The organism is Streptomyces sp. NPDC029296, assembly GCF_055569255.1.
The window spans coordinates 109,332-129,378 of record NZ_JBVHXT010000026.1; the positions used below are offsets into that span (position 1 = coordinate 109,332).

14 protein-coding genes and 1 pseudogene are annotated in these 20,047 nt (G+C 73.3%); 5 read left to right on the plus strand and 10 right to left on the minus strand.

Going from position 1 to position 20,047, the window contains the following annotated elements:
- Positions 1-175 precede the first annotated feature (175 nt).
- Positions 176-816 (plus strand): annotated as a pseudogene (locus tag ACZ4W9_RS23170) (arginine deiminase family protein); the annotation flags it as partial.
- Here the strand turns inward: ACZ4W9_RS23170 and ACZ4W9_RS23175 are convergent.
- The gene (locus ACZ4W9_RS23175; RefSeq protein WP_467938766.1) at positions 716-1,900 is read right to left on the minus strand and encodes a globin domain-containing protein; all 1,185 of its coding nucleotides are present in this window, start codon (positions 1,898-1,900) and stop codon (positions 716-718) included. The pseudogene ACZ4W9_RS23170 and the gene ACZ4W9_RS23175 sit on opposite strands and share 101 nt — an antisense overlap.
- 307 nt (positions 1,901-2,207) lie before the next feature.
- Between ACZ4W9_RS23175 and glnA the strand changes: the two genes are divergently transcribed.
- Positions 2,208-3,569 carry a type I glutamate--ammonia ligase gene (glnA, locus tag ACZ4W9_RS23180; protein WP_450668563.1) on the plus strand — a complete coding sequence of 454 codons (1,362 nt, stop codon included), beginning with the start codon at positions 2,208-2,210 and terminating at the stop codon, positions 3,567-3,569.
- Between the two features lie 187 nt (positions 3,570-3,756).
- On the opposite strand, the gene ACZ4W9_RS23185 is transcribed toward glnA, so the two are convergent.
- The 7 genes from ACZ4W9_RS23185 to ACZ4W9_RS23215 all read right to left on the minus strand — a co-directional run bounded on the left by ACZ4W9_RS23185 (position 3,757) and on the right by ACZ4W9_RS23215 (position 11,348).
- Positions 3,757-4,428: a DUF3618 domain-containing protein gene (locus ACZ4W9_RS23185; protein ID WP_467938768.1), complete on the minus strand. Its 672-nt coding sequence runs from the start codon at positions 4,426-4,428 to the stop codon at positions 3,757-3,759.
- Positions 4,404-4,829 carry a phage holin family protein gene (locus ACZ4W9_RS23190; RefSeq protein WP_467938770.1) on the minus strand — a complete coding sequence of 142 codons (426 nt, stop codon included), beginning with the start codon at positions 4,827-4,829 and terminating at the stop codon, positions 4,404-4,406. The genes ACZ4W9_RS23185 and ACZ4W9_RS23190 overlap by 25 nt, the downstream gene beginning before the upstream one ends.
- A gap of 1 nt (position 4,830) precedes the next feature.
- Positions 4,831-5,484 (minus strand): hypothetical protein, encoded by a 654-nt coding sequence (locus ACZ4W9_RS23195; RefSeq protein ID WP_467938772.1) that lies wholly within the window; start codon positions 5,482-5,484, stop codon positions 4,831-4,833.
- A gap of 201 nt (positions 5,485-5,685) precedes the next feature.
- Positions 5,686-8,046 (minus strand): Orn/Lys/Arg family decarboxylase, encoded by a 2,361-nt coding sequence (locus ACZ4W9_RS23200; protein WP_467938774.1) that lies wholly within the window; start codon positions 8,044-8,046, stop codon positions 5,686-5,688.
- 143 nt (positions 8,047-8,189) lie between these two features.
- Positions 8,190-9,209: a TolB-like translocation protein gene (locus ACZ4W9_RS23205; RefSeq protein ID WP_467938776.1), complete on the minus strand. Its 1,020-nt coding sequence runs from the start codon at positions 9,207-9,209 to the stop codon at positions 8,190-8,192.
- Positions 9,206-10,459 (minus strand): MFS transporter, encoded by a 1,254-nt coding sequence (locus ACZ4W9_RS23210; protein ID WP_467938778.1) that lies wholly within the window; start codon positions 10,457-10,459, stop codon positions 9,206-9,208. Before ACZ4W9_RS23210 ends, ACZ4W9_RS23205 begins: the two co-directional genes overlap by 4 nt.
- Position 10,460: 1 nt before the next feature.
- Complete coding sequence (locus ACZ4W9_RS23215; RefSeq protein ID WP_467938780.1) at positions 10,461-11,348, minus strand: alkaline phosphatase family protein; 888 nt, start codon at positions 11,346-11,348, stop codon at positions 10,461-10,463.
- A 127-nt stretch (positions 11,349-11,475) separates the two neighbouring features.
- On the opposite strand from ACZ4W9_RS23215, the gene ACZ4W9_RS23220 reads away from it, so the two are divergent.
- Both ACZ4W9_RS23220 and ACZ4W9_RS23225 read left to right on the plus strand, forming a co-directional pair.
- Positions 11,476-12,357 carry a DUF72 domain-containing protein gene (locus ACZ4W9_RS23220; RefSeq protein ID WP_467938782.1) on the plus strand — a complete coding sequence of 294 codons (882 nt, stop codon included), beginning with the start codon at positions 11,476-11,478 and terminating at the stop codon, positions 12,355-12,357.
- A gap of 701 nt (positions 12,358-13,058) precedes the next feature.
- Positions 13,059-16,058: a bifunctional [glutamine synthetase] adenylyltransferase/[glutamine synthetase]-adenylyl-L-tyrosine phosphorylase gene (locus ACZ4W9_RS23225; RefSeq protein ID WP_467938784.1), complete on the plus strand. Its 3,000-nt coding sequence runs from the start codon at positions 13,059-13,061 to the stop codon at positions 16,056-16,058.
- 282 nt (positions 16,059-16,340) lie between these two features.
- Here the strand turns inward: ACZ4W9_RS23225 and ACZ4W9_RS23230 are convergent, their stop codons facing one another.
- Entirely contained in the window at positions 16,341-17,219 is an 879-nt protein-coding gene (locus ACZ4W9_RS23230; RefSeq protein ID WP_467938786.1) for a phosphatase PAP2 family protein, read from the minus strand.
- A 110-nt stretch (positions 17,220-17,329) separates the two neighbouring features.
- Entirely contained in the window at positions 17,330-18,355 is a 1,026-nt protein-coding gene (locus ACZ4W9_RS23235) for a LacI family DNA-binding transcriptional regulator (protein ID WP_467938787.1), read from the minus strand.
- A 342-nt stretch (positions 18,356-18,697) separates the two neighbouring features.
- Here ACZ4W9_RS23235 and ACZ4W9_RS23240 point away from each other — a divergent pair, with 342 nt between their 5' ends.
- Entirely contained in the window at positions 18,698-19,972 is a 1,275-nt protein-coding gene (locus ACZ4W9_RS23240; protein WP_467938789.1) for an extracellular solute-binding protein, read from the plus strand.
- Positions 19,973-20,047: the final 75 nt, after the last annotated feature.

The following is a 20,047-nucleotide window of genomic DNA, read 5'->3' on the forward strand; positions in this document are numbered from 1 at the left end:
TGCCCTCATCGTCGGCGAGACACCTGCCGGGTGCTACTCGAACGGTCCGGCGGGCCGGCCGCCGGGCGCGCGTCCGCACGTGCGGACGCGCGGAAGATGCCGAGGACCCCCCTGTGCCGCACAGTGGTGGCATCCGTTCCCTGATCCCCGAGGGATGGCATGTCGCAGGCCGCAGTGGTGGGGCGACCCCGAGCTGGACTGGGGCCAGGCCACCTTCGAGGGCGGCGACATCATGCCGGTCGGCAACGGTGTCGTCCTCATGGGCATGAGCGAGCGCACCTCCCGGCAGGCCATCACCCAGGTCGCCGCCGCCCTGTTCCGCGCGGGCGCCGCCGAGCACGTGATCGTCGCCGGGATGCCGAAGCTGCGGGCCGCCATGCACCTGGACACGGTGTTCACCTTCGCCGACCGGGACGTCGTCACGCTCTACCCCCGGATCATGGACGCGGTGCACACCTTCCTGCGCCCCGCCGACCGGGCTCCCGGCTTCGACATCGCCGACGAGGGCACGACGCCCTTCGTCGAGGTGGTCGCCAAGGCGCTGGGGCTGTCCTCGCTGCGGGTGGTGGAGACCGGCGGCGATGTGTACGCCTCCGAGCGCCAGCAGTGGGACAGCGGCAACAACGCGGTCGCCGTGGAGCCCGGCGTGGTGTTCACCTACGACCGCAACACGCTCACCAACGCCCTGCTGCGCCGGGCCGGCGGCCGGTTCGGACTAGCCCTGGGCCAGCCACAGGTCGGGGCCGAACACCTCGTAGTGGATGTCGGCCGGGGCCACGCCCTTCCCGATCAGCTGGGCGCGGATGGCGCGCATGAACGGCAGCGGGCCGCACAGGTACGCGCGCGTGCCGGGCCGTACGGCGATGTCCGCCAGGTCGACCAGGCCGGTGCGGGTGCCGGGCTCGGCGTCCTGCTCGTAGAAGAAGTGCACGTCGGCGTCGGCCAGCTTGCCGGCGTAGGCCGTGTGGTCGGCGCGCAGGGCGTGGTCGGCGGGGGAGCGGTCGCCGTGCACGACGGTGACCGGGCCGCGGTGGCCGCCGGTGGCGAGGCCGGCCAGCATCGCGATCATCGGGGTCACGCCGATGCCCGCCGAGGCGAGCAGTACCGGGGCGGTGTCACCCGCGTCCAGGACGAGGTCGCCGTACGGCTCGGACAGCTCCAGGACGTCACCGGGCCGTACGCGCGCGTGCAGGTGGGCGGAGACCTCGCCGTCGGGGGCCGTGCCGCCGTGCACCCGCTTGACGCTGAACTGGCGCACCGACTCGGCCGGCGCCCCGGTCAGGCTGTACTGGCGGATCTGCCGGGCGCCGTCGGGCAGGGTGACGCCGACGGAGACGTACTGGCCCGCGCGGAAGGGCGTCACCGGGCCGCCGTCCGCCGGGCGCAGCCGGAAGGTGACGACGTCCGCGGTCTCCTCGATCCGCTCGGTCACCTCCCAGCGGCGCGGGGCCGGGCCGCCGCTCTCCTCGTAGAGCCGCTTCTCGATCGCGATGAGCGCGTTGGCCATCAGCCAGTAGACCTCGTCCCAGGCGGCGGCGACCTCGGGCGTCACGGCCTCGCCGAGGATCTCGGCGATCGCGGCGAAGAGGTGCTCGTGGACGACCCGGTACTGCTCGGGCGCCACGCCCAGCGAGGCGTGCTTGTGGGCGATGCGGGCGAGCATGGCGTCCGGCCGCCGGTCGGGGTGGGCGACCAGGTGCGTGGCGAAGGCGGCGATGGAGCCGGCGAGGGCCTGCCGCTGGGTGCCGGCGGCCTGGTTGCCGCGGTTGAACAGGTCCCGCAGCAGCTCGGGGTGGGCGGCGAAGAGGCGGTCGTAGAACCGCTCGGTGATCTCGCCGATGGCCGCGCCGACGGCGGGCAGGGTGGCGCGGACGGTGGCTGCGGACTGTTCGGTCAGCATCGGGACTCCTCGGAGAGCTCGGCTGATCATCACGGTAGGAAAATTGGTATCTGAGATGCAAATTAAACGGAGGTGGTGTCGGTCACGGGCGAAGCGGACCGGCCATTACGGATACCGGTGCGAGCAGGCAAGATGGGCGAGAGCGCAGTACATCCGCCGTACGGGAGGCGTTCAGCACGTGGACGCATCCGCGATCAAGGTCCGCAACGCGCGCGAAATGGTGTTGTGGTGGGATGCTCAGGTGCCCGACCGCCTCCTGCGGTATGGGGGACAGGCGGCCTGACCAGCAAGGATGGGGAAGCGGAAGATGGACAAGCAGCAGGAGTTCGTGCTCCGGACGTTGGAGGAGCGCGACATCCGGTTCGTACGCCTGTGGTTCACGGACGTGCTGGGCTTCCTCAAGTCCGTCGCCGTGGCCCCCGCCGAACTGGAGCAGGCCTTCGACGAGGGCATCGGCTTCGACGGCTCCGCCATCGAGGGCTTCGCCCGGGTCTACGAGTCCGACATGATCGCCAAGCCGGACCCGTCCACCTTCCAGGTGCTGCCGTGGCGCGCGGAGACCCCCGGCACGGCCCGCATGTTCTGCGACATCCTCATGCCGGACGGCTCCCCGTCCTTCGCCGACCCGCGCTACGTCCTCAAGCGCGCCCTCGCCCGCACCTCCGACCTGGGCTTCACCTTCTACACCCACCCGGAGATCGAGTTCTTCCTGCTGAAGGACCGCCCGCTGGACGGCTCCCGCCCCACCCCGGCCGACAACTCCGGCTACTTCGACCACACCCCGACCAACGTCGGCATGGACTTCCGCCGCCAGGCGATCACCATGCTGGAGTCGATGGGCATCTCGGTGGAGTTCTCCCACCACGAGGGAGCGCCCGGCCAGCAGGAGATCGACCTGCGCTACGCCGACGCGCTGTCCACCGCCGACAACATCATGACCTTCCGGCTGGTCATGAAGCAGGTGGCGCTGGAGCAGGGGGTGCAGGCGACGTTCATGCCCAAGCCGTTCTCCGAGCACCCGGGCTCCGGCATGCACACCCACCTGTCGCTCTTCGAGGGCGACCGGAACGCGTTCTACGAGTCCGGCGCCGAGTACCAGCTCTCCAAGGTCGGCCGCTCCTTCATCGCGGGCCTGCTGAGGCACGCCGCCGAGATCTCCGCGGTCACCAACCAGTGGGTGAACTCCTACAAGCGCATCTGGGGCGGCTCGGAGCGCACGGCGGGCGCCGGCGGCGAGGCCCCGTCCTACATCTGCTGGGGCCACAACAACCGCAGCGCCCTGGTCCGCGTCCCGATGTACAAGCCCGGCAAGACCGGCTCCGCCCGGGTGGAGGTCCGCTCCCTGGACTCCGGCGCGAACCCCTACCTGGCCTACGCCGTCCTCCTCGCCGCCGGCCTCAAGGGCATCGAGGAGGGCTACGAACTCCCGCCGGGCGCCGAGGACGACGTCTGGGCCCTCTCCAACGCCGAACGCCGCGCGATGGGCATCGAGCCCCTGCCCCAGAACCTCGGCGAGGCCCTGACCCTCATGGAGAGCAGCGATCTGGTCGCCGAGACCCTCGGCGAACACGTCTTCGACTTCTTCCTGCGCAACAAGCGCCAGGAGTGGGAGGAGTACCGCAGCGAGGTCACGGCCTTCGAGCTGCGGAAGAACCTGCCGGTGCTGTAGGCGTCCTGGGCAGATCACGGAGCCGGCGGTTGTGTACCGTCGGCTCCGCTGTGTGCGGCGGGGGGCGGGGCCTCTCGTTTTCCAGCAGCCGGGCCGGATGCCTCGGCTCGCTGTTCATGAGTGTGGTGGCGACCGTCGTCCTGATCCGGTCTCCGGTCGCCGACGACTTTGGCCGCCACCCGGGTGCTCAGCCGGACCCGGAGCGCCGCCGGGCCTCGTCGGTGAGCTGCCGGCCGGAGTCGCGGGCCTGCTCGGCCACCTGGCCGGTCTGCTCGCGCGCCTCGTCCTGTGTGGTGCGAGCGGCTTGCGCGGCAGTCTCCTGCACCTCCGCCGCCGCGCTCTGTGTCACTTCCTTGGCGCCTTCCTTCAGGTGCTGTGCGGACTCCGCCGTGGCCTGCTTCACCGGCTCCAGCGCGTCGGCCCCCATCAGCTGGGACGCCTTCTCCTGCTCCTTGCCGGAGGTGGGCAGCAGCGAGGACGTCAGCAGGCCGACGCCGAAGGCGACCAGGCCGGCGGCCAGCGGGTTGCCCTGGGTCTGGCGGCGGGCCAGGTCGGGGGCCTGCTGGATGGCATGTCCGGCCTCGCCGACCGTGTCGCGGGCCGTTTCGGCCACCCGGCCGGCGCCCTCCTGGAGGGTTTCGGCCGCTGATTGCGCGGTGTTCGTGACACCATGCGCGGTGTCCGACGCGGTGCCCATGACCCGGTCGCGGATATCCGCCACCGCGCCGCGCACCCGGTGCGCCCGGCGGCGGACCATTCGTCTGGGGCTGGTCCGGTCGGCGAGCTGGTCCACGTCCGCGGACAGCCGGTCGCGAGTGGCCGCTATATCGGCCCTCACCTGGTCGGGTGACGTGCCCATTCCGCGTTCTCCTTCATGGTCTCGACGGTTCGCTCGGGTTTGGGGGAAACGGCGCGCATCCGGCTGCGGCCCTTCTGGTACAGCACGGCGGCTACGACGGCCCATACCGCGGCGACGATCAGGGCGGCCCAGCCTCCGTCCATGACGTTGGCCAGACCGAACACGGCGGCCAGTGACAGGAACAGGAGGACCAGATGACCGGCGAGGCCGGCACCGCCGTACATCCCGGCGGCCTTCCCCGCCCTGGTTCCCTCCTCCTTGACCTCGGCCTTGGCCAGCTCGACCTCCTGACGGAAGAGGGTCTGCAGGTCCGAGGTCACCGCGGACAGCGCCCCGCCCACGGAGGCGTCCTGCCCTGGTGTCCTGGCCGGGCCGGACGCGGTCGGCGGCACCGAGGCCATCTCACACCTCCGGGTACGGACGACCCGGCGTGCCGGCGGTCGGCGGCACCGGCGGCGGCGCTCCCGGCACGGGTTCCGCGGGAGTGCCGGGCGGCAGCACCGGGGCGGCCGGTGCGCCCAGCGCGCCCTGGTCCGCCCCGGCGGCGGCCTGCCCCGGCTGCGGGGACCCCGAGGCGGTTCCCGCCGCTTTCGCCAGGCGTCCCACGGCCATTCCGGTCAACAGCGCGCCGCCCAGGAAGGCCCCCGGACGACGGCGGGCGAACCTCTGGAGGTCGGCGACGACGCCCTGGGCCCCCTGCTTTTCCAGGTAGTCCGCCACCCGGTGTCCCCGGTCGGCCGCCTGGGCCGCCAGGCCGCGGGCAGGCGAGTCGTCCTTGGAGTTGTCGGCCAGGCCGGCGAGGTCTTCCGCCCACTGCCGCAAGGTGCCGGCCGCGCGCCTGGTCTGCTCCTCGGCCTCGTCCATCGCACGGCCGCGCAGCTCGTCGATGGCCGTGCCCACTTGCTGCCGCGCCTCGCCCACGACGGCACGGGTCTGTTCCGCCGCGGTTCCGGCGACCTGGGCCACTGCCTGCCCGGCCTGGCCGGCCGTCGCGGAGGTCTCCGCCTTGACCTTCTCTGTGGCGCCTTTGGTGCCCGTCTGTATGGACTCACTCATCGGCGACGTCTCCTCATCGGGTGTCCAGCGTGCGGTCTCGTGCCCGGGACGGCCGGCCCCCCGTGCCGGGGGCCGGTACGCCGCTCGTCGCACGAACCGTCCGTCCCGACCCGGGTCGCCATTTGTCGCTTTTTGACACGCTTTGGAAGTGATGGATTGTGCACCCGCGATATCGCCGTTCCCGGCCGCGCCACGGGCGCGTCAGTCCCGCCGCAGGCACTCGATCTCGTAGTCGCCGGTGTCCTCGTCGATCGTCACGCCGTGGGTCTCGCTGCGGAAGCCCGGGAAGCGGCGGTCGAAGGTTTCGAGGGCGGTGAGGTAGCGCAGGAGGGGGCCGTCGGGGGTGCCGGTGGATTCGCCGGGCATGAGGACCGGGATGCCGGGCGGGGTCACCGTGACCATCGCCGCCGCCACCCGGTGCGCCGCGTCGGCGATGCGGACGCGCTCCGTGCCGCCCCGCACCAGCCGCTGGTAGCAGTACTGCGGTGGGTGCACCGGCTCCGGAAGCTCCTGGAACGCGGTGTCCAGCAGCTCCACCAGGCGGGCCGAGCGCAACTGGTCGTGCATCTCCTGGCACAGCTGCCGCAGGGTCATCCCCGAGTAGCGGCGCGGATGCCCGGCGACCGCCTCGGGCAGCACCTGGTCCAGCGGCGCGTCGGAGTCGTAGAGGGCCTTGAAGTCCATCAGGGCGTCCAGCAGCGTGCCCCACTTGCCCTTCGTGATGCCCATGGAGAACAGGATCAGCGTGGTGTAGCTGTCGGTCTTCTCGACCACGATGTTCCGGGTGGCCAGGTACGCCGTGAGCACCCGCGCCGGGATGCCCTCCTCGGCCATCTCACCGGTCGCGCCGATCCCCGGACAGGTGAGCGTGACCTTGACCGGGTCCAGCATGCAGTGGCCCTCGGTCAGGCCGGGGAAGCCGTGCCAGGCCGCGCCCGGCTCCAGCAGCCAGCAGGACTGCTCCCGGCCCAGCAGCTCCGGCGGGGCCTCGTCGAAGGCCAGCCGCTTGCCCGTCGCCGGGTCGGTGACCTCCGTCGGCTGCCAGACGCCGAAGAACCACGGCGGCCGGTCCCCGGCGCTCGCCACCCGCCGCCCCAGCCGCACCATCTCCTGCCGGAACCGGACCGCCTCGGTGACCGCCTCGTCCACCAGCCACTCGCCCTGCGGCCCGTCCATCATCGCCGTCGCCACGTCCAGCGAGGCGATCATCGGATAGAGCGGGGAGGTGGTGCCGTGCATCATCAGGACCTCGTTGAACCGGTCGTGCTCCACCGGGGCCCGGGGCGCCGGCCGCACGTGCACCATCGCCGACTGCGACAGCGCGGCCAGCAGCTTGTGCGTGGACTGGGTGGCGAACACCGTCGGCCGGTCCGGGCCGGGGAAGGACGCCTCGTCCACGGACATGCCGTACCGGCCCGCGTACAGCGGGTGGAAGCGGGCGTAGGCGAACCACGCCTCGTCGAAGTGCACCCGGGGCGTGCTGGCCGCGAGCGCCTTCGCGGCCGGTACGGCGTCGTAACTGAGGCCGTCGTAGGTGGAGTTGGTGAACACCACGTACTGGGGGTCGCGGGAGGCGGCGCCCTCGGCGAGGGGGTGCGCGGCGATCCGGGCCGCGATCGAGTCCGCCGCCAGCTCGGCCGGGGGCAGCGGCCCGGCCAGGCCGTAGCCGTTGCGGGTCGGGATGAGGTAGACCGGCCGGGCGCCGGAGACCACCAGCCCGTGCAGCACCGACTTGTGGCAGTTGCGGTCCACCAGCGCCAGCTCGTCCCGGGTGACGCTGAAGTGGCCCACCAGGCGGTTGCAGGTGGAGTCGCCGTGCAGCACGAAGTACGTGAGGTCGGAGCCGAAGACGCGGGCCGCGTTGCGCTCGGCCTCGCCGATGGGCCCGGTGTGCTCGAACAGCGAGCCCAGTTCCTCCACCGAGATCGACAGGTCGGAGCGGAGCAGCCGCTCGCCGAAGTAGTCGTGGAAGGCGCGCCCGGCGGGCGACTTCAGGAAGGCGACGCCCCCGGAGTGGGCCGGAGTGTGCCAGGAGTACTCGTGCGCGTCGTGGAAGTGGCGCAGCGCCCGGAAGAACGGCGGCAGCACGTCCTCCCGGTAGCTGCGGGCGGCACTGGTGACGCGGCCCGCGATGAACCCGGGGGTGTCCTCCAGGGGCCAGACGTACCCGACGACCGTCTCCGACACCCACAGCGGCAGTTCCTGCATTCCCTCCTCGGCGGCCATGACCAGGAACACCGGCAGGTCCCGGTAGCGCCGCCCGATCCGGCGCAGTACGGCGGCCCCGCCCGGGCCCCCGTCGACGGTGCCGGCCGGCCCGGCGAGCGCCGCCCCGGGACCGTCGCCGGCCCGCGCGCCCCCGGGCAGGTCCCAGGCGACGAGGGCCGCCGCCAGTCCCGCCTCGGTGCGCAGCACCGCGTCGGCGTCCTCGGCGGTGACGGCCCAGCGCACCCCGAAGCCGTCCGCCTCCACCGCCTCCCGGATCTTCCGCAGCTGCTCGGCGCCGGCGCTTTCCGCACGCGGGTGCTCCGGCACCGCCACCAGGATCCTGCTCTCGCTCATCTGGTGCCCTGCCCTCTCCCGGCGGCCGCCCGGCCGCCGCCGCGGAAAGTCTCCGGGGCTCCCCGCCGGGCGGCCGGGCGGCGGCGACGGCAGATCACCCGGATGGCGCACATCCCCGCCCTCGCGTTGACGCAAGCGCGCGGCTATCCGAGGTACGCCGGCGACACGGCGGCCCGGCTGATCCCGCGTGCCCGGCCCGACCCGTCCGCCGGGACCTCGTACAGGTCGGCGCCGTAGTCGCCGGGCAGGGAGTACACGAGCGTGTGCGCGTCACGCCACACCGCCTGGTCGTCCACGCTGCGCGGCTCGGCGAGGGCCGTCTCGCGCATCGTCCGCAGATCGAGGACGTACAGCCGCCACGGCGCGTCCTTCGGCAGCCCCGCCACCCGCTTCTTGTACGCGACCCGGGTGCCGTCCGGCGACAGCGACGGGCACTCGACGTTGGCGTGCAGGGTGGTGACCGTACGCGTGCGCAGGTCGCCGCGGACCAGGTACGTGCGGCCCTTCGTCGCCAGCGTCGCGTAGAACGTACGGTCGTCGTCCGCGAACGTCACGCCCCAGAAATTGACGTCCGCCGCCCGGTAGACACGCCCGTCCTTGACGATCCGGAACGCCTCCAGGGAGGGGATCAGCCTGCCGCCGCGGGTGTCCACGACCGCCGTCCGGGTGGAGAAGTCCGTCCCGGCGTACGAGTCGCCGCCCACGAACGCCGTCCAGGCGGCGAAGTGCCCGGTGGGGGAGACCCGGGCGCGGGAGGGGATGCCGGGCACGTCGTAGCGGTCCCGGATGCGCAGGCCGGCGTCCAGGACCAGCGCGCGGTAGGTGTCCGACACGGGTCCGTGCACGGCCTGGAGGCACACCCCGGTGCCCGCGGCGGCGTGGAACCGCAGGCACTTCAGCCCGGCGGCGGTGCGCGGCCCGTCCGGATCACCGGCCGGGACGGTCGTCAGCTCGTCCCGGTGCGGACCCCACGCCAGGTTCCGGAACACCAGCCGCCCGGAGGCGCGCAGCGACACCGTGCCGGATGTGACGCGCGGCCCGCCCGCCTGGGCGTGGTCCCGGCGCTCCGCCCGCGCGGAGGCGTGCAGCACGGCGGCCAGCCCGACCGCCGCGAGCACGGCGACGGCCGCGACGAGGACCAGCACCCGGTTGCGTACGCTCACGCGCCCACCACCGCCTTCGGACGCAGCGTCAGGGCGAACGCCACGCACCCCACGAGCGCCGCCGCCGCCCCGGCCAGCGCCGCCCGGTCGCCCCACACCGTCCAGGCCGCGCCGAACAGCAGCGAGCAGGCGAACCGGGTCAGTGCCTGCCCGGTCTGTACGACGGCCAGCCCGGAGGAGCGCAGCCCCTCCGGCACGCTGTCGGAGGCGGCGGCCATCAGCACCCCGTCGGTGGCCGCGTAGAAGCAGCCGTGCAGGGCGAGCACCAGCCAGGGCAGCGCCGTGCCGTGCCAGGAGCCGAGCAGCAGCCCGTACCCGGCGAGCAGGGCGCCGTGCCCGGCGAGGAAGACCGTCCAGCGGCCCACCCGGTCCGCGAGCCGGCCGAGGGGCACCGCGAGCAGCAGGAAGGCGGCGGCCGTGCCCAGCGGCAGCAGCGCGAACCAGCGGTCGGGCACCCCGAGCCGGCGCTGGAGCAGCAGGTACACGAAGGAGTCGCTGACCGTGGCGAGGCCCAGCAGCATGGCGCACACGGTGATCCGGCGCAGGTCGCGGCGGCGCAGCAGGGCGAACGCGGCCCGCAGCGTGGGCCGCCTGCCCGCCGGCGCCGCGCCCCGCCCGCCCGGCACGAACAGCACCAGCACCAGGACGCCCAGCACGGCGACGCAGAAGCTGACGGTGAACACCGCGTCGTACCCGTCCACGGTGGCCCGCAGGATCAGGAACGCCGCCAGCGGGCCGAGCAGCGCCCCGGCGGTGTCCATCGCCCGGTGCACCCCGAAGGCCCGGCCGCGTGTCGCGGGTGTGCTGGACAGCGAGATCAGCGCGTCCCTGGGCGCCGTCCGCAGTCCCTTCCCGGTCCGGTCGACGGCGAGCACGATCCCGATCGGGGTCAGCGAGTGCGCCACCAGCAGCAGCGGCTTGCACACGGCCGAGATGCCGTAGCCCAGCCCGGCGACCCACTTGTGGCGTCCGCCGCCCCGGTCGGCGAAATGCCCACCGACCAGCCGGACGAGCGCCGAGAACCCGTTGTACACGCCGTCCAGCAGGCCGAACCCCAACGGTGACAGTCCCAGCCCGCTCACCAGGTACAACGGCAGCACCGCGGTCACCATCTCCGACGAGACGTCGGTGACCAGGCTGACCGTCCCGAGCGCGAGCACGGTCGGCGCGAGGGCCGCACGGCGCCGCCCGGCCGGGGGCCGGACGGCGTCATGCGCGGACGTACTGGCACGGCTGTCCGCTACGTACACGTCAGGACGCCCAGATGCCGGTGATGTCCTTGGCGGAGGCCGCGTTGCCCGCGTGCGTGCCCAGCCCCTGCGTGTCCTCCAGGGTGCGCAGCAGGTCGTAGTGGTTGTACGTGGTGCCGGAGGAGGACCCGGCGGTGACGGGCTGCCCGTAGAACACCGTGGGGATCCGGTTCCCGCTCAGCCGGTTGTCCTCGTCGAAGGTGACGACGAGGAGGCTGTTGTGGGTCTTGGCCCAGGTCGCGTACGCGCCCAGCTTGTTCTTCAGCCAGGTGTCACCGGTGGACACCGAGCAGTCGTGCATGTCGCTGCACAGGTTCGGCACCACGAAGGACAGCTGGGGCAGCGTCGAGTAGTCGGTGGGGAACTGCGCGAACGTCTTGGCGCTGGACGTGGGCACGTTGGCGAACCCGAACCACGGGTTGTGCTTGCGCGCGTAGTCACCGCTGCTGCACGTCGTCGACCCCTGGCTCGGCAGGGTCTCGTTGTAGCTGGCCCAGCTGCGTCCGGCGGCGATCATCTCGGACGCGAGGTTGGGCGCCTTCGAGAAGCCCGGGGTGTAGCAGCTGTCGTCGGTGATCCCCTGGGTGGACCCGGAGAACATCGCGAAGTAGTTCGGCTGGCTCGGGTGGGTCTCGGCGTACGACTGGGTCAGATTGGCACCGCCCGCCTTCAGCGAGTTGAGGTACGGCGCGCTGGACGACCCGATGACCTGGCTGTACGCGTGGTTCTCGAAGACCACGACGACGACGTGGTCCGGGCTGGGCACGACGCCCGCGGCGTGCGCGGACTCCTGGCCGAGCCCGGTCCACAGCCCGACCGCGGCCGCGGCGAGGGCCGCCGTGGCGGCCACCAGGGCACGGGCACGGCGGTACACGGAACTGCCGGACACATCAACCTCCGGAAATGGATGGACGGCTGGCGGTGCGGACAGAGCATGCACACGCCAACACTCTCGCGCCCCACGCCGGCCGACCTCGTGGGTGAAGACCGGATGAACGCCGGGTACCTGCGCCCCCATGGCGGACATCCTCATCGGCACCTGCGGCTGGACCGACCCCCACCTGCTCAGCAGCGGCTGGTACCCACCGGGCCACCGCGACCCCGAAAAACGCCTGCGCCACTACGCGACCCGCTTCCCGCTGGTGGAATCGGACTCCCCGTACTACGCCCTGCCCTCCGCCCGGACCACCACCCACTGGGCGGAGCGCACACCCCCCGGCTTCCGCTTCGACGTCAAGGCGTTCTCCTTCCTCACCGGCCACCCCACCCGCCCCGCGGCCCTCCCCCCGGACCTGCGCACCCACCGCCGCGACGAGGCCCTGCGCACGGAGATCTGGACCCGCTACGCCGAGGCCCTGGCCCCCCTCCTCCACTCCGGCCGCCTCGGCACCCTCCTCTTCCAGTACCCGGCCTCCCTCCACCCCGGCCCCGAGGCCGAGACCTTCATCCGCACCGCCCGCGAACGCGCCCACGGCTGGCCGTTCGCCGTGGAGTTCCGCGACCCCGCCTGGTGGCAGCCCGGCCACGCGGCCCGGACGGCCGCCTTCCTCCAGGACCTGAACGCCACGGCGGTCGCCACGGACACCCCCGAGGACCGGCACCCCGTCCCCGTCACCACCCCCCGCCTGGCCGTCGTCCGCTTCCACGGCCGCAGCCCCCACTGGCGCACCGGCACCAAGGAAGAGCGCTTCCGCCACACCTACACCGAGCGGGAACTCACCGAGTGGCTCCCGCACATCCGCACCCTGGCGGCGGCCTCGACCAAGCTGCACCTGCTCTTCAACAACTGCTGCGGGGACGCGGCCCCGAGGGCGGCCGAGATGATGCGGGAGCTCCTGCTCACCAGCGGACTCCCGCACCAGAGGGGAGCGACGGAGGACACACCGACGGGTCCGTAGACAAGCGCCGGGGCCGGGCGGCCGTACCCGGCGCGGGAACGGGGGAGAGGGGCCCCGCGGACCCGCGGGCGCGTACGGCGGGAAGGGGACGTGGCGGGTCGTGTCCGCCCGCGGCGGCCGGCGAGGAGTCCGGCGACGCACGGGAGACCGGGCGCCGGACCGAGGACGGACCCTGCCCGGCGCGGCCCCGGCACCGAACGCACAGCGGGCGCGACCGCGACGACGACGCACCCGCACGGGCCGCCGCAGGCACCGCACCTCCGCCACGACGCGCCCGCGGGGGCCGCCACGACGCGCCCGCGGGGGCCGCCACGACGCGCCCGCGGGGGCCGCCACGACGCGCCCGCGGGGGCCGCCACGACGCACCCGCGGGGGCCGCCGCTGCGCGGCCCGCGCCCCCACGGGCCACGCACCCCCATGGGCCGCCGCAGTTCAGGCCACGCTCCCGCACGGCCCCCGCACCCGCACGGGCCGCCGCAGTTCAGGCCCCGCACCCCCACGGGCCCCGCACCCGCACGGATCGCCGCAGCTCAGGCCCCGCGCCCGCACGGGCCCCGCACCCCTACGGGCCGCCGCACGCGCAGGCCACGCACCCGCTGACGGCGAATCATCGCCACCCCCGCCACGGCCGAAGGCCACCCCCCGCCCCTCCGGTTAGGCTCTGGCCAGGACAACGCACACCCCTCAAGGAGGCCACGGACATGACGCCGGGGCGCAGAAGCAGCACCTTCACCCGTCTGCTCCGACACGGCTTCACCGACCCCTCCGCGGCCGAACGCCTCCTGGACGGCCCCGAACTGGCGACCGTCCGCAACGACCCCGTCCTGCTCGAAGCCCTCGGCGCCACCGCCGACCCCGATCTCGCCCTGCACGGCCTGGTCCGCCTCCTGGAGGCCCAGCCCGCCCCCGCCGCCCACCGGGAACTGCTGGACACCCTCATCGCGGCCAAACCCCTCCGCGACCGCCTCCTCGGCATCCTCGGCGCCTCCACCGCCCTCGCCGACCACCTCGCCCGCCACCCCTCGGACTGGCACGCCCTGGTCACCTACGAACCGCACGACCTGCACCCGGGCGTCACGGAGTTCGAACAGGGCCTCGCCGAGGCCACCGACCCGGTCGCCCTCCGCGTCGCCTACCGCCGCTGCCTGCTGTCCATCGCCGCCCGGGACGTCTGCGGCACCACGGACGTCGCCGAGACCGCCGCCGAACTCGCCGACCTGGCCACCGCCACCCTCCGCACGGCCCTGGCGCTCGCCGAGGAGGCCGCCCCCGAGGACGCCGCCGCCTGCCGCCTCGCGGTGATCGCGATGGGCAAGTGCGGCGGCCACGAACTGAACTACGTCTCCGACGTCGACGTGATCTTCGTGGCGGAACCGGCGGAGGGCACCCCCGAACCCCAGGCCCTCAGGTCCGCGACGAAACTCGCCTCCCACCTGATGCGGATCTGCTCCGAGACGACGGTGGAGGGCTCCATCTGGCCGGTGGACGCGAACCTGCGCCCCGAGGGCCGCAACGGCCCCCTCGTGCGCACCCTCAGCAGCCACCTCGCCTACTACCAGCGCTGGGCCAAGACCTGGGAGTTCCAGGCCCTCCTCAAGGCCCGCCCGGTGGCCGGCGACCCGGCCCTCGGCCAGGCGTACGTCGACGCGCTGGAACCCCTCGTCTGGCAGGCGGCCGAGCGGGAGAACTTCGTCCCCGACGTGCAGAAGATGCGCCGCCGCGTGGTGGAGAACATCCCCGCGGCCGAGGTCGACCGGGAACTCAAACTCGGCCCCGGCGGCCTGCGCGACGTGGAGTTCGCCGTCCAGCTCCTCCAGCTGGTGCACGGCCGCACCGACCCCGCCCTGCGCAGCGGCACCACCCTGGACGCCCTCCGGGCCCTCGCCGCCGGCGGCTACGTCGGCCGCGAGGACGCGGCCCGGCTGAACGAGGCGTACCGCTTCCTGCGCCTGCTGGAGCACCGCATCCAGCTGTACCGCCTGCGCCGCACCCACCTCGTCCCCGAGGCGGAGGCCGACCTGCGCCGCCTCGGCCGCTCGCTGGGCCTGCGCACCGACCCGGTGGCCGGGCTGACCCGCGAGTGGAAGCGGCACACCACGGTCGTACGGCGGCTGCACGAGAAGCTGTTCTACCGCCCGCTGCTCGACGCGGTCGCCCAACTCGCCCCGGGGGAGGCCCGGCTGAGCGCGGAGGCGGCCCGGGAACGCCTCATCGCCCTCGGCTACGCCGACCCGGCCGCCGCCCTGCGCCACCTGGAGGCCCTGGCCTCCGGCGTGTCCCGCAAGGCGGCCATCCAGCGCACCCTGCTGCCGGTCCTGCTCGGCTGGTTCGCCGACTCCGCCGACCCGGACGCCGGCCTGCTGAACTTCCGCAAGGTCTCCGACGCGCTCGGCAAGACCCCCTGGTACCTGCGGCTGCTGCGCGACGAGGGCGCGGCGGCGGAGAACCTGGCCCGCGTCCTGTCGGCGGGCCGCCTCGCCCCCGATCTGCTGATGCGCGCCCCGGAGGCGGTCGCCCTGCTCGGCGACGGCGGCGGCGACGGCGGGGGCCTCGCGCCCCGGCGGCGCGCCGCGCTGGAGCAGGAGATCCTCGCCGCCGTGGGCCGCGCGGAGAACGCCGCGCAGGGCGTCACGGCGGCCCGTGGCGTCCGCCGCCGCGAGCTGTTCCGCACCGCCGCCGCCGACATCGTCGGCTCCTACGGCACCGAGACCAACCCCGCCGAGGCCGACCAGGGCGCCCTGGTGGACCGGGTCGGCGCGGCCGTCTCCGACCTGACCAAGGCCACCCTGGCGGGTACCCTGCGCGCGGTCGTCCGGGAGGGCTGGGGCGACACCCTGCCCACCCGGTTCGCCGTCATCGGCATGGGCCGCTTCGGCGGGCACGAGCTGGGCTACGGCTCCGACGCCGACGTCCTGTTCGTGCACGAGCCGAGGGAGGGCGTGGCCGAGCAGGAGGCGTCGGCCGCCGCCAACCGGGTCGTCGCCGAGATGCGCCGGCTGCTCCAGCTGCCCAGCGCCGACCCGCCGCTGCTCATCGACGCCGACCTGCGCCCGGAGGGCAAGTCGGGCCCGCTGGTGCGCACCCTGAAGTCGTACGAGGCGTACTACCGCCGCTGGTCCCTGGTCTGGGAGTCCCAGGCACTGCTGCGGGCCGAGCCGGTGGCCGGCGACCCCGACCTGGGCCGGCGCTTCACCGAGCTGATCGACCCGCTGCGCTACCCGGCCAAGGGACTCACCGAGGAGGCCGTGCGCGAGATCCGCCGGCTGAAGGCCCGCATGGAGTCCGAGCGGCTGCCGCGCGGCGCCGACCCCAAGCTGCACACCAAGCTGGGCCCCGGCGGCCTGTCCGACGTGGAGTGGACGGTGCAGCTGCTCCAGCTCCGCCACGCCCACCGCGTGCCGGGCCTGCGCACCACCCGCACCCGCGAGGCGCTGGCCGCCGCCCGCGCGGCCGGGCTGCTGTCCGCCGAGGACACGGAGATCCTGGACGAGGCGTGGGTGCTGGCGAGCCGGGTGCGCAACGCGGTGATGCTGGTGCGCGGCCGGGCCGGGGACACCTTCCCCACCGAGCCGCGCGAGCTGGCCGCCGTGGGCCGCTACCTCGGCTACGGCGCCGGTCACGTCGGCGACATGCTGGACGCCTACCGCCGCACGGCCCGCCGGGCCCGCACGGTCGTGGACGACCTGTTCTACGCGGACTGAGCGGCGACGGCACCGCGGGGACCGCGCGGCCACCCCGCGCACCGTCCCGGAGCCCCCTCGCGCGGGCCCGCAGCGATCACACCGCCCCGGGGCGCGGGCCGGGACCGGGCGGGACCGCGACGGGCCCGGCCGCGCCCGGACGGCACGGAGGGCGCCGGCCCCGGCGTCCCGGTCACGCCCGCCCGGTCGCGGACGGTCTGTTCCGCCCGCCCGTCGGCCCGCCCGGTCGCGGACGGCCTGTTCCGCGTGGACGGAGGCCCGCCCGGTCGTGGAGGATCCGCTCTACGCGGACCGGCCGAGGGCCGAGGCCGGCGCCCGCCCCCCGGCGCCCGCCCTGCGCGCGGCCAGCCGGGGCAGCGCGTACGGCAGGCTGCCGTACCAGAGGCGGGCCGCCGCGTAGCCGAAGCCGAGGCAGACCACCCCGCCGACCGCGTCCAGCCAGAAGTGGTTGGCCGTGGCGACGATCACCACCAGGGTGACCGCCGGATACAGCAGCCCCAGCACCCGCGCCCACGGCACCGACGCCAGCGCGCAGACGGTCAGCCCGCACCACAGCGACCAGCCGATGTGCATCGAGGGCATCGCCGCGTACTGGTTCGACATGTGCTTGAGGTCGCCGGAGGCCATCGATCCCCAGGTGTGGTGTGCCATCACGGTGTCCACGAAGTGCCCGCCGCGCATCAACCGGGGCGGCGCGAGCGGGAACAGGTAGTAACCGAGCAGGGCCACACCCGTGGTCGTGAACAGCACCAGCCGGGTCGCCGCGTACCGGCCGGGATGCCACCGGTACAGCCACACCAGCACCGCGAGCGTGATGACGAAGTGCAGTGTGGCGTAGTAATAGTTCATCCCGATGATGAGCCAAGTCACCGAGTTGACGGCGTGGTTGATCGTCTGCTCCACGCCGACGCCGAGCGCGTGCTCGGCCCGCCAGATCCAGTCCGCGTTGCGCAGCGCCGCCGTCCGCTGTTCCGGGACGGCGTTGCGCACCAGCGAGTACGTCCAGTAACTCACCGCGACCAGAAGGGTCTCGAACCACAGCCGGGGCCGGCGCGGGAGACGCGGCCGGCCGGCCGGACCCTGCCCGTGCTCGCCCGTGACGGCCCGCGGAGCGGCCACTTTCTCGCGACCGTCCGGCTCTGTCACGGTCGAGTCACTCATGGTCACAGAGTCTGCCAGAAAAGGATTCCCCGGCCGATCATCCCAAGGTTGGGTCCGGAGCGCACCTTCTGGGGCGACCGCGACCGCGACCGTGACCGCGATCCCGGCCGCTAAGACGGGCGCGGCGCCGAGGCGGTCGAGCCGCGCACCACCAGCTCCGGCATGAACACGAACTCGCTGTGCGGCGCCGGGGTCCCGCCGATCTCCTCCAGCAGCGTGCGCACCGCCGCCTGCCCCATCGCCGGGACCGGCTTGCGGACCGTCGTCAGCGGCGGGTCGGTGAAGGCGATCAGCGGGGAGTCGTCGAAGCCGACCACCGAGACGTCCCGGGGCACTTCGAGGCCCCGCTGCCGGGCCGTGCGTATCGCGCCCAGCGCCATCATGTCGCTGGCGCAGACCACCGCCGTGCAGTCCCGCTCGATCAGCGCCGCCGCGGCGGCCTGGCCGCCCTCCAGCGTGTACAGCGAGTGCTGGACCAGCTCGCTCTCCACGGTCTGCGCGGCGAGCCCGAGCTGGTCCTGCATCGCCCGCACGAAGCCCTCGATCTTGCGCTGCACGGGCACGAACCGCTTGGGTCCGAGGGCGAGGCCGATCCGGGTGTGTCCCAGCGAGACGAGGTGCGTCACCGCGAGCGCCATCGCCGCCCGGTCGTCGGGGGAGATGAACGGGGCCTGCACCTGCGGCGAGAACCCGTCCACCAGCACGAACGGCACGCCCTGCGCCCGCAGCCGCTCGTAGCGCTGCGTGTCGGCGGTGGTGTCGGCGTGCAGTCCGGAGACGTAGATGATCCCGGCGACCCCGCGGTCCACCAGCATCTCGGTCAGCTCGTCCTCGGTCGACCCGCCGGGGGTCTGCGTGGCGAGCACCGGGGTGTAGCCCTGGCGGGTCAGCGCCTGGCCGATGACCTGGGCCAGGGCCGGGAATATCGGATTCTCCAGTTCCGGCGTGATCAGCCCGACCAGGCCCTCGCTGCGCTGCCGCAGCCGGACCGGGCGCTCGTAGCCCAGGACGTCCAGGGCGGCGAGCACGGATTGACGGGTGGTGGCGGCGACGCCCGGTTTTCCGTTGAGGACCCGGCTGACGGTCGCTTCGCTCACCCCCGCCTGCGCAGCGATGTCGGCAAGCCGTGTGGTCACGCCACTGGACTGTACCGGTCGGCCCCGCCCTTGCACACCGGCCGGACGCCGGGCGCGGGCGGCCGGACGGCCCGCCGTGGGTTGCTGCCTCATCGCGGCTCCCTCGATTGATGGTGGCAAGAGCTTGCAGAGTCTTGCACAAGTGTCCGTCGGCCGCCGAACGGTTACGACCGGGTAACCATCGTGTTCCCTTGCACTTTTTTGCTGCAAGGTCTTTCGCAACGCTTACATCGCTGTTACGTTCCCTGTCGCCCGGCCGCGGCAACGGCGCAGTCGGCAAGTCGCGGGGAGCGGGCGGGACCGCCCCCCGTACCACTCGGGCTTAACCCTCAAGGAGAACTCATGCGGCGTGGCATAGCGGCCTCCGCGCTGGTGGCGTCCCTCGCCCTGACGGCGACGGCGTGCGGCGGGAGCGACAGCGACAGCGGGAAGTCGGACGGCCCGGTCACCATCACCTGGTGGGACACCTCCAACGCCACCAATGAGGCGCCGGCGTACCAGGCCCTGGTCAAGCAGTTCGAGGCCGCGCACAAGGACGTCAAGGTCAAGTACGTCAACGTGCCCTTCGACCAGGCGCAGAACAAGTTCGACACCGCGGCCGGCGCCACCGGCGCCCCGGACGTGCTGCGCTCCGAGGTCGGCTGGACCCCGGCCTTCGCCAAGAAGGGCTTCTTCCTGCCGCTGGACGGCACCGAGGCCCTCGCCGACCAGGCCAAGTTCCAGCCCAGCCTGATCAAGCAGGCCCAGTACGACGGCAAGACCTACGGCGTGCCGCTGGTCACCGACACCCTCGCGCTGGTCTACAACAAGGCCCTGTTCGAGAAGGCCGGCATCACCGAGGCCCCCAAGACCTGGGACGAGCTGAAGACCGCCGCCGCGAAGATCAAGGACAAGGCAGGCGTCGACGGCTACTGGGGCTCCACCCAGGCCTACTACGCCCAGCCCTTCCTCTACGGCGAGGGCACCGACACGGTCGACGTCGCCGCCAAGAAGATCACCGTGAACTCGGCCGCCGCCAAGAAGGGCTACGGCACCTGGCAGAGCCTGTTCTCCGGCAAGGGCCTGCACAAGGCCGACACCACCGCCGACGCCTACGCCCACATCCAGGACGCGTTCGTCAACGGCAAGGTCGCCGCGATCATCCAGGGCCCCTGGGAGATCACCAACTTCTACAAGGGCTCGGCGTTCAAGGACAAGAACAACCTCGGCATCGCCACCGTCCCGGCCGGCTCCACCGGCAAGGCGGGCGCCCCGACCGGCGGCCACAACCTGTCGGTCTACGCCGGCTCGGACAAGGCCCACCAGGAAGCGGCCCTGGAGTTCGTGAAGTTCATGACCTCCGCGAAGGCCCAGGAGACGGTCGCCCTGAAGAACTCCACCCTGCCCACCCGCTCCGACGCCTACACCGCGAACGTCAAGGCCGACCCGGGCATCGCCGGCTACCAGGGCGTCCTGGCCGCCGCCCAGCCCCGCCCGGCGCTGCCCGAGTACAGCTCCCTGTGGGTCCCGCTCGACACCGAGCTGGCCAAGGTCGGCGGCGGCAAGGAGTCGCTGGACAAGGCTCTGGACAACGCCGAGCTGGCCATCTCCAAGCTGGTGGACGGCTTCGCCAAGTGAGTCCGCGTGGCCGCCGGATCCTCCCGCCGTGACGGAGGGGAAGGCCCGGCGGCCACCGCCCTGTGCCCAGCCCAA